Origin of the sequence: Kribbella orskensis, from assembly GCF_004342085.1 — a bacterium.
In the GTDB taxonomy this organism is placed as follows: Bacteria; Actinomycetota; Actinomycetes; order Propionibacteriales; family Kribbellaceae; genus Kribbella; species Kribbella orskensis.
The window spans coordinates 316,594-326,840 of sequence record NZ_SLWM01000002.1; the positions used below are offsets into that span (position 1 = coordinate 316,594).

Below are 10,247 nucleotides of genomic sequence, written 5' to 3' on the forward strand. Positions count from 1 at the left end.
AGGTTCGCCGAACGAGCTGGTGAGATCGGTTGAGATACAGTCCCTCGGGGCGCGGGCGTGGGAGGGACGGTTGGCGATGGCTGTGATCGATCGAGAGCCCTCTCTGGGGTTGTCGCTGCGGGTCCTGCCCTGGCTGCTCCCGCCGCTGGCCTCGGTGGTCGGACTGGTGATGATCGACGTGCCGCTCGGCGCTGTCGCCCGCTATGCCGCCTACTTCTGCTTCTGCGTTGCCCTGCCCGGCATCCTCCTGATGCGGGCGTTGTGGCGCAGTACCGGCAACTGGGCCGAGGACGTCGGGTTGGGGGCCGCGGTCGGTATCGCCTACCAGCTCGCCGGGTGGGCTCTGTTCACCTGGCTGGGCTGGCAGCAGGCTCTGGTCGTCTGGCCGGCGCTGGTCCTGCTGTGTTTCGCGCTGGTACCGGGACTGCGGCAGCACTGGCGGATCGCCGAGCCCGAACCGATGCCGATGGCCTGGTCCTGGGGGCTGTCGGTCTGCCTGAGCCTGCTCGCGTTGGCGATCACGCTGGGCCTGATGGCGGATCATGTGCCACCACCTCGCGGCGTCTCGTACTATCCCGACCTGCTCTACCACCTGTCGATGGTGAACGAGCTGCTCCGCAGCGTCCCGCCGCAACTGCCCCAGGTGGCCGGAGAGGCGTTGGAGTACCACTGGTTCCCCAATGCCGACGTCGCGGGCGCCGTCGACATCACCAGGCTCTCACCGATCCTGGTGCTGTACCGGTTGTGGATGCTGCCGGTGACGTTCGTCGCCGTACTGGCCGGAGCCGCGTTGGCCCGCCAGGTCAGCCGCGTGTGGTGGACCGGCCTCTTGGCCGCCGTCATCTTCGTCGTGCCGCACCTGGGTTTCCTGGTGCCTGCCTGGCCCCAGGTGGACCCGGTCGGCCCGGTGAGCTTGCTGAGTCCGTCGCAGACCTTGGCGACGGTGGCTCTCACCGCGGCTGCGTACTTCATCATCGCCGCGCTCTACCGCGACGGCGGCCGGGGTCTCTGGGTGCTCGCGGTCGCGATGGCGATCGTCGGCGGCGGATCGAAGCCGACGGTGCTGCCCATCCTGCTCGGCGGAGTCGGTCTGTCGGCGTTGTTCCTGCCGCTGAGGAACCGCCGGATCCCCTGGCGGTCCTTCCTGATCGGTGGACTGCTGGCGGCGATCGCGGTCGGGACGTTGCTCACGGTGGCCGGCAGCACCAGTGGATCGGGATTCCAGCTCTTCGCCATCGCGAAGTTCCAGCCCGGCTATCGCGGCTCCACCGGTGATGGATCGATGGCCGGGACGGGCGGCCTGCTGCTCCCGTCCCTGACCGGGGACCACCTTGCGGTGGCCGGAGCCGTGGTAACGCTCGCTGGGCTGGCTCTCGCGCATGCCGGTCTGCTGGCCGGCTTCGCGCTGGCCACGCTCAAGGCGGTACGGCGCGACCCGGTCGCGTGGTGGCTGATCGGCGCGCTGACCGCATCCTGGCTGGGGCTGTCCTTGGTGGATCACCCTTCCGCGAGCGAGTACTACTTCCTCCGCTCCTGCTCACCGTTCGCGGCCGCAGCCGTCGCCTGGCTGGTCGCCGCCGGGGTACGAGGTCGGAGCCGGCGCACGATCCTGCGCGTAGGCCTGGCCGGGCTTGCGACCGGTACTGCGATCGCGGTGTGCGCAGACCTGGTCAGCGAACCCGCCACCGGGTCACGGGCCGCTCAGATCGAGGTACTGGCCCGACCTCTGCTGATTGCCGTCGGACTCGCCGTACTCGTGTTGGTGGCATGGCTGCTCACGGCGCGCCTGCGGCCGGGCCTGACCGGCCTGGGTACGGCTTTCGCGGTTCTCGTCGTGATCGGACTGCCGATCGGCACGACAGTGTCGGACGCCTGGTCGGCGCGTGACAACCCCGGCTCGGGGCGTTACGTGTCGGCGTTCTGGCGGGTCTACCCCGACGAGCTCGCCGCGGCCCAATGGCTGGCGAAGAACTCCGGGCCGGACGATGTCGTGGTGTCCAACACCTTCTGCAGGCCGGCTGGTCCGCAGCGGCCCGGATGCGACGCCCGGGGCTACATCGTGAGCGGCATCGCCGGTCGCCGCACGCTCCTGGAGGGCTGGGCCTATACGCAGCAGGCGATGGCGACGCACGGTGTGCACGGCCGGAAGTACACCGTCCAACCCTCGCCGTGGCCGGACCGGCTGGATCTGACCAACCGGGTCCTCACCGCCCCGACCTCGCAACTGGCGAACCAACTGCGATCGCAGTACGGCGTGCGCTGGATCTACGCGGACCTTCGCGACGGGCCGGTTTCGGCGAAACTGGACGACTTTGCCGTGCTCCGCCACCAGGAATCCCGGGTGAGAATCTACGAACTCGCCCGGCCGTGAAGATCCGGCCGGGTCCTCGCCGGTTGAATCGACCGTTTGAAAGACAATACTCCGGCGAGTGTTAACCCCATAGCCTGCTATAAATCGGTGATGACAATCACAGATGGAGATCAGGAACAGCTGACCGAATCTCCTGAGTTCCTTCTGTTCTGCAGTACCGCATTCGAGTTCTGGCAGCGGAACCTGCTTCCCGGGGGCGAGCGGGTGATCCTGGTCGAGGCGATGAGCCAGGACATTCGCGTGACGCTGCGTAACCTGACGTTCGCGAACGCGTTGCGCCGGTTCCTCCCGGCCCGGCTGGTCGTCTTCACCGGCGCGGACGACGACTGGAACGAGATCCTCTGGACGTTCTTCGACGCCGAGGCGCTGGCGGCCATCTCGCACGCGTACGGTGCGGTCGACGTGATCGACATCCACGACCTGGTGGACAGCTGGATCGACGATCCCGGGCGCGGCGATCTCCATGTCGCCGGAAAAGACCTGCCGGTGTCCGGTTCGGGAATCGATCCGGCCGTCCTGGAGGAGTTCGTCCGCGCGACGGTCAGCCGGGTGCTCAAGGTTCCGCGGGTGACCGACGAGATCCGCGCCGGTGCGAAGTACGCCGAGATCCGCGAGCGCAGCGCGCAGTTCTCGGACATCTACGACGCCCTCTTCGCCGGGCTGAACCCGGTCGCCCTGGTGACCAGCCACGTCGACTACAACCACTGGGGGCTGGCGGTCGAGACGGCCACCCGGTTCAACGTGCCCACGGTGCACGTCCAGAGCACCGGCACCTTCAAGGCGTATGCGCTCTTCCCCGAGACCCGGCGCGGTACCGCGACCTTCCGGGCCGAGCTCACCCCGCAGATCGCCGAGTTCTACGAGCAGTACGTCTGGTCGAACCGGGACCGGTTGCGGTCCGGCGCCGAACTGTCCGCCTGGCGGATGAAGGGCAACTGGGGCAAGCCGTCGTGGTGGCGTGGTGGCGCGATGTCGGCGATCGAGCTGCAGACCCCCGAGGACCGGCTGTCGGTGCGCGAGCACGCGCTGGCCAGGTTCGGCTTCGACCCCGACAAGCCGGTGGTCGCGGTGTACAACCACGCCATCTCCGACGCGCCCCGCACGAACGTCGAGCTCTTCGACGACCTGGCCGCCTGGTACGAGGCGACGGCGGACTTCGCGGTCAAGCGCGAGGACGTGAACTGGCTGTTCATCGACCACCCGAATCAGTTCCTGTACGACGCGACCGGGTTCTTCGACAGTCTGAAGGAGCGGCACGCCGGCTCGCCGCTGGTCTTCCTCCCCAGTCTCGAGCTGAGCAAGAACGTGATGTGGAGTCTGGTCGATCTGGGCATCACGGTCCGCGGCAGCATCAGCAACGAGCTTCCCGCGTTCGGCATCCCGGCCCTCCAGGCCGGCTGGTCGGAGTGGAGCCAGTGCGGGTTCACCATCGTGGCCGAGGACGCCGACGACTACTGGACCCGGTTGGCCGAGTCGATCGAGAGCCTGCTGGACGGGCGCCCGCTGATCACCGAGGAGCAGATCGAGCGGGCCCGGCTCTGGGGGTGGTTCTACCGCGGCGGAACGGACGTCTCGACCCAACTGGTTCAGCACTGGGAGATGGGCCGGACGGAGCATCTCCTGCTCTCCGTCCGGGTGGCGATGCAGCACGTCGAGGCAGACGCCGACCCGGCCTTCACCGCCGTGCGCAGGATGTGGACCCGCAAGGATCCCTTCCTCACCCGCATCGACATGAGGTTGCCGGCCGCGGAACTCGCCCTGGCGCTGGGTGGAGTGGGTGAGCTGTGATGAGGATCTTCACCACGCCGCGTTTCCAGACCGCTTTCGACCGGGTGGTCGAGCCGCTGACGCTGCCCGGAAGAGTGAGCTCGGGGGCGGTCCCTGAGCTCACCACGGTCGACCAACTGGTCCGTGGCACGGCCGTGATCGGCCGCTTCATCGCCTCGCCGGGACTGCTCGGTGTCAAGGTGCGACCGACCGGCCGTCCCGTCCGGGTCACCGCGCACTTCCGCTACGACAGCATGTCGCTCGACTGGTGGGAAGAACGCATCACGACGCCGGGTCCCGTCCGGGGTGCCGGCGCACCTCGACTGCTCCTGGTGCGCTCGCAGGGCAAGACCCGCGGCGCAGCACTGCTGGTCCGGCCGGCGGCGGACTTCCGCAGGGCAGCGACCGGGGTCGTCTGCTTCGACCTGCAGCCGGAGGAGTTGACCGCGGAAGGGCTGTTCGTCTTCGAAATGGACAGCATCGACAAGGACCGGCCGGAGTGGGCGCCGGCCGTGCCGTCCGGTTCGGTCGGCATCATGATGGAAGCGATCGAGTTCGCCGAGGTGCAGGGCGATCGGGAGATCGGGCTGGTCTCCACCGGCACCCTGCCCCTCGACCCGGACAGCGGCACGCTGACGCTTCGCGCCGGGTACTTCGTAGCCAATCCGACCGGCCAGGACGAGCCGCGGCGCTGGATCGCCGGGGCAACTCTGGTCGAACCGCTGGTGCCGGGCCCCCGGACCAAGGTCGCGCCGGTCGTCGAGCCGGTCGAAAGCCGGCCGAGTACGTCGGGCGGCATCAAGCGGAAGGTCAATCGGAGGATCAAGCGTGCCGCCCGTTGGGTCGTCCCGGTGGCCGCCGCTCCGGCGGCGAGGAGAGTGAGCAGGCGGGCGGCAGCTCTCGAGCGCAGGGTTCTGCGAGCTGCCCGGAGGCGGATGCGCGGCCGTTCCGCGCCCTGGATGAGCGACGCCCCGCCGGCTCCGGCACCGCCGACGGGGCCGCCGCCCAACCCGCTCGCCGATGTGATGTTCGACCTGGTCAGCCGGAAGCTCGTCCGGGTGGAGCTTGCCGGGATCGAACCTGGTCCGACGCCCGGTGTGCAGGTGCGGGCACGTGCGGGTGCGGAGATCGAGATCGTCACCGACGGTCCGCTGCGGACCCCGGCGCTGATCCGGCTGTCGATCGACCCCTCGGTCCTGCGCGAACTGCCGGGCGTCGACGACAAGACAGTGCGCTGGGAGCTCGTCGTCCAGTCCGAGTCCTGATGGTCGCCGAGTACCGGCCGCAGCTCGATGGCGATGGGGACAAGAACGGTGCGCTGCTCCGCGGTCTGCTGAGCGGGTCCGAACCTGGGCGCGTGGTCCTGCCTGCGGGCTCCTACCCGATCACCGGAGGGCTGATACTCACCGATCGGTGGGCACTTTCCGGTTCCGGTACGACGTTGTGGCGGGCGGAGGCCGAGGAGTCGCCACTGATCCATGTCCTCGGATCAGGCGTATCGGTCGCCGACCTCACCCTCGAGCTTCCGGACGCCTCACCCGGTCCACACGACGGGGCCGACTGGACCGCCGTCACGATCGGCCGGTACTTCTACACCGAGAAGCCGGAGTGGATCGAACGGATCACCGTCGAGCGGGTGGTGGTCCGGCGTACCGGCCGGTGTGCGGCCAACAACATCACCCTGATCGGGGCCGTCCGGGACGCACTCTTCGCGGATCTCGAGGTCCGAGGAGGAGGCACAGCCTTCATCGCGCACTGGGGCGCCGTCGGCGCCGGGGTCAGCGACATCACCGGGCACTCGCTGCACCCTCACCACTTCCAGGTCGTCGGCCTGCGGGTGTACGACGCGTTCGAGGCCTTCTGTCTCAGCTCGGTACACGACGTCGAGGTGCGGGACGTCCAGTGCGAGCAAGTCGAGATCGGCTTCCGGTTGCTGCCGGGGGACAACACCGATCGCTACCACGAGAGGGGTGCCGACTCGGGGATCAACCAACGGCTCTTGATCCAGCACTGTGACATCGGCTGGTGCGGCGACCTCTACGCGATCCGGGTCGCAGGCTGGGGCCGGAGCGAGGTCGACGGAGCCGTCACCACCCGCGCGTACGTCGACCTCCACGTCCGCGACGTGACGATCCGGCCCCTGCCGGTCGTCGGCGGCCGCCCACCCCGGAAGGGCCGCCGCCCCATCGTGGTCGAGGACGCCGGCCTGGTCGACCTCGACGAGGTCCACGTCCTCCCGTGACCGGATAACCGCCGCTCAGGCCGCGTCGCACATCCTGTTATCAGCCGACTTTGGCTTTGATCTCCTCGCCCTTCGCCTCGGCGCTCCCGAGGCGGTTGCTGCCGTTTCCCTGAGCTTCAAAGCCGCACTGGCTCGCCCGGGTGAACGTTCTCTCGTCGGCTGTGCCGGTCACTGCGCCGCCCGCGTCACTGACCCTGATAGCTGTATCCCAGCACTTCGCGCCCTTTTCGAACGTTTGGCACGCCTGCTTGACCATCACGTACACCGGCTGCAGGCGGTCGCCAGGGGATCCGATCCGGGCGAGCTCGCGACTGCAGCTGCGAAGGGTGTTCGCATACGACCTCATCTTCGCGCGCGTGAGGTAGACATTCCCCGTTCCCATGAAGGCCTTGTCCACCGTGTTGTGCAGCGTCGCGACCGCCTTGAGCCAGGCAATCTCCTCGGCGGTCATCGACGGGACCGTGGTGGCGGTCGGCACCGCCGCGCTCGTGGTCGCGGGCTTGGACACGGCCGGCGACGCGGGGGCCGACGGGGTGCTCGTCGAGTCGATCTTGTCGGCGCACCCGTTCAGAAGCAGGACGACGAGGACCGTGGCGGCGAGGCGGGCAGCGGACAAAATGGTGTTGGTTGGCATCCGGACAGCCCCTTCAGCGCTGCATCGCGGCAAGGGTCGCATGCCCCGCGACTTGCTGTGGTCGGCGAGTGGCGCGAGCCAGGCAGTGGACCTCGCCGCTGCTGCTGCGATGTCCTTGGGGCGACGCATCCTGCCCGACCGGTGGGGGTTGCGCCAACCGATTGGGACAGCAGCTCCCTTACGTCGCGGTCCGCAGTCCTCAATCGGGACGCTACGCCTTGCTTTGCCATCGAGATAGAGGACAACCGCGCCACCCCGCACCGGCCGCGAGCCGCGCCGTTGGAGTGGCGGGCCGCGGGTGGGTGGGAGCGGCGAGGGAGGTGGTGCGGGGGCAGGTGTTACCGGCGGCGGCGCCAGGGGCCTGTGATGGCGTAGGTGATGCCGGGGGTGTAGACGTTGAAGAACATGGTGCGGCCGTCGGCGGAGAAGCCGGCGCCGGCCAGTTCGCCGTACTCCGGGGCCTCGGGGGTGCCGTTGTTGACCCGGTTCCTGGCGAACTTGAAGACTTCGCCGTCCTCGGTGGTGCCGAGGATGTGCTGGTCGCCGAGGCCGTCCTCGCACATCATCAGACCGCCGTACGGCGACATCGTGATGTTGTCGGGGGCATCGAACTCGGGGTTGTCCGAGCCGGGGGTCGGGCGGGTGAAGATGACCTCGAGCCGAAGCGTGCGCTCGCGCGGATCGTACCTCCAGACCTGGCCGTCGTGGTTCTGCTGGGGGCCGAGCTCGGTCCGCGCGAACGACGACACGAAGTACACGCAGCGGTCGCTCGTGCCCCACCAGCAGCCTTCGAGCTTGTACCCGCCGGTGATCGGCTTCGCGTAATCCTGGGCCCGGACCGACTCGCTCGTCGCCAGCGGATCCGGGACCTTCACCCACTCGACGTTGCGCAGTACAGTGCCGGCTTCCTGGAACACGGACAGGTCCGGCGTACCGGCGATGCTCATCGCCTGGAGCTCGCCACCGGCGCGCAGACTGCCCCAGCCACCTCGTGGCCGGTTCGGCAGGAACCGGTAGAAGCCGCCGAGCGGGGCGACGAACGCGTCCTCGGTCTCGTAGACGATGCCGGTCGCCGGGTCGATCGCGACCGCCTCGTGCTGGAACCGCCCCATCTCCTTCAACGGGAAGGGGTTGTTGTTGCGGCGGTCGTCGTAGGGGTCGACCTCGAAGATGAAGCCGTGGTCCTTGGTGTAGCCGCTCTGCCCGGCCTTGAGCTCGGTCTCCTCGCAGGTCAGCCACGTGCGCCACGGGGTGATGCCGCCCGAGCAGTTGATCGCGGAGCCGCCGAGGCTGACGTGCTCGCTGGTCGGGTGGTTGTGCTTGTCGACCACCAGAGTGCTGGTACCACCGGCGCCGGCCGGGTCGTATGTGCGTTCCGGCGGGGCGACCACCTTGATCGTCGCGGTCGGGCTGCACTCGTGGTTCCGGACGAGCCGGTTGCCGCCGTGGCTGTCCGGGAAGGTGCCCATCCCGTCGAACCGGCTGGGCGTCTGCAACCCGTCCGGCCGGACCGTGCCCTCACGGGACAGCACGTTGTACTTGAACCCGCGTGGCAGGTCGAGCATGCCTCTCGGGTCCTCGATCAGCGGGCCGTACCCGATCTTCGGGCCCGAGGTGCCGAGCGCCGGTTGGGCGGTGTACAGCGCCTCGACCGAGCCTGCCACGCTGACGGCAACACCCGCCGCGGCCGCACGGGCGACGAACTGCCGCCGGGACAGGGGATTCGACTGCGGTTCCACGGACACGAGGGGGCCTCCTTGGGCGGGAAGAAACTGTCGACCCCTGTGAACGTATGGTGAACAGCCGTCAACGACAAGGTGAACCGCGCGTCGCGCCGCACCCGGATCCTGGACCGTCGCGCAGCCCGCACGCGACGTGTCGCGCGCAGACCACCTGGTCCACGCGCGACACGAACGGCGCTACCTACTGGTAGCAGGGCTTGCTGAACTCGTACTTCTCCGCTGTCTTGCCGGTGAAGAAGTCCTTCTCGACCGCCACTCCGGTCGGCGACGGAGCATCCACCTTGGAGATCAGGCTCTGCCGGAAGACCCGGTCGTTCGGTTCTCCGCCGTACTTGCCGGCGTCGGCGGGCAGCATGCCCTCGTAGTCGACCGTGGTCAAGGACTTCACCGCGGCCAGCAGCCCGGCCCGGGTCAGGTCCTTGCTCTCGACCGCCTTCTCCAGCGCGGCCTTCATCGGGTACGACCAGACCCAGCCGGCCGTGTACCCGTCACTCGGCGCGGCCTTGAACGCGGCCTCCCCCAGCGTCTCGCGCAACGCCTTGTGGCCCGGGGTGTCCGTCCCGTACGGACCCCAGGGTGCCGACTGCAGGTAGAGCGCCGTCAGCGCGGGCCCGGCCGGGCTCTTCAGCAGAGCCGGGTTCCAGGTCGGGCTGGTGCCGATGAACTTGCCCTTGTACCCCGCCTGGGCCGCGCCGCCGACGATGGTCGCCGCCTCGGTCGGACCGGTGGTGAGGATGACCAGGTCCGGCTTGGCCGCCACCAGTTTGGTGATCGCCGCGCCCTGGTTCTCCTGCCCCGGCGCGGTCGGGATGTCGGTGAACGTCATCCCGTTGGCCTCGGCCGCGATCTTCGTACCGGCGGCCGCGTCGTCGCCGTAGTCGCCCGGGAAGTGCACCGCCGCGACGGTCTTCGCCTTCAGCGTCTCCGCGCCGTAGTCGACCGAGTTCATCGACTCGAAGCAGTAGTTGGTGCCCGACTCGAGGATCACGTCCTCGAACGCCCAGGCCGACGTCCACGAGGCCGGTACGGCGATCACGTTGCTCGCCTTCAGGTCCGCCAGGATCGCCGCGGTGGGTGGCGAGCCGAGGGTCTGCGCGAGGCCGAGCACGTTCGGCTTGATCTCGGAGTACACCTCGTTGTGGATCTGCGGGTTGTACTTGTTGTCCTTGGTGTACTTCGTGATGTCGACCTCGTACCCACCGATGCCGCCGGCCGTGTTGACCCGCTTCCAGAACGCCTTCTGGCCTTCCGTGACCGGCACCCCCAGCGCCTTGAACGGGCCCTCGGTCAGGTCCGAGATGACGCCGAGGTAGATACAGCCCTTCGCCTGGTCGACCGCGCTCGGACAGGGGTCCGCGGTGACGCCGACGTCGAACTTGACGCCCTCGCTGCCCTGCTGTGTCTCGGGCGCGTCGTTCCGGCACCCGGCGACGGCCAGTACGGCGGCCACCAGGCCCACCGCGACCGTCCTGCGACTTCTGCTCATCGCTC

7 protein-coding genes are annotated in these 10,247 nt (G+C 68.7%); 4 read left to right on the forward strand and 3 right to left on the reverse strand.

Annotation, left to right across the window (positions count from 1 at the left end; translation table 11 throughout):
* The first annotated feature begins 76 nt into the window (after positions 1–76).
* The 4 genes from EV644_RS06590 to EV644_RS06605 all read left to right on the forward strand — a co-directional run bounded on the left by EV644_RS06590 (position 77) and on the right by EV644_RS06605 (position 6,380).
* Positions 77–2,371, forward strand: a complete 2,295-nt coding sequence (locus tag EV644_RS06590) for a hypothetical protein (RefSeq protein WP_132188063.1) — start codon at positions 77–79, stop codon at positions 2,369–2,371.
* Positions 2,372–2,461: 90 nt separating this feature from the next.
* Entirely contained in the window at positions 2,462–4,159 is a 1,698-nt protein-coding gene (locus tag EV644_RS06595) for a hypothetical protein (protein WP_132188062.1), read from the forward strand.
* On the forward strand, positions 4,159–5,403 hold the full coding sequence (locus tag EV644_RS06600; RefSeq protein WP_132188061.1) for a hypothetical protein: 1,245 nt from the start codon (positions 4,159–4,161) through the stop codon (positions 5,401–5,403). The genes EV644_RS06595 and EV644_RS06600 overlap by 1 nt, the downstream gene beginning before the upstream one ends.
* Positions 5,403–6,380: a hypothetical protein gene (locus tag EV644_RS06605; protein ID WP_132188060.1), complete on the forward strand. Its 978-nt coding sequence runs from the start codon at positions 5,403–5,405 to the stop codon at positions 6,378–6,380. Before EV644_RS06600 ends, EV644_RS06605 begins: the two co-directional genes overlap by 1 nt.
* A gap of 40 nt (positions 6,381–6,420) precedes the next feature.
* Here the strand turns inward: EV644_RS06605 and EV644_RS44405 are convergent, their stop codons facing one another.
* The 3 genes from EV644_RS44405 to EV644_RS06620 form a co-directional block, all read right to left on the reverse strand.
* A complete protein-coding gene (locus EV644_RS44405; RefSeq protein ID WP_158292758.1) occupies positions 6,421–7,014 on the reverse strand; it encodes an RAD23 family protein in 594 nt (197 codons plus the stop codon).
* Between the two features lie 338 nt (positions 7,015–7,352).
* Positions 7,353–8,759 (reverse strand): alkaline phosphatase PhoX, encoded by a 1,407-nt coding sequence (locus EV644_RS06615; protein WP_132188059.1) that lies wholly within the window; start codon positions 8,757–8,759, stop codon positions 7,353–7,355.
* Between the two features lie 178 nt (positions 8,760–8,937).
* Complete coding sequence (locus tag EV644_RS06620; protein WP_132188058.1) at positions 8,938–10,242, reverse strand: ABC transporter substrate-binding protein; 1,305 nt, start codon at positions 10,240–10,242, stop codon at positions 8,938–8,940.
* Between the last annotated feature and the right edge of the window lie 5 nt (positions 10,243–10,247).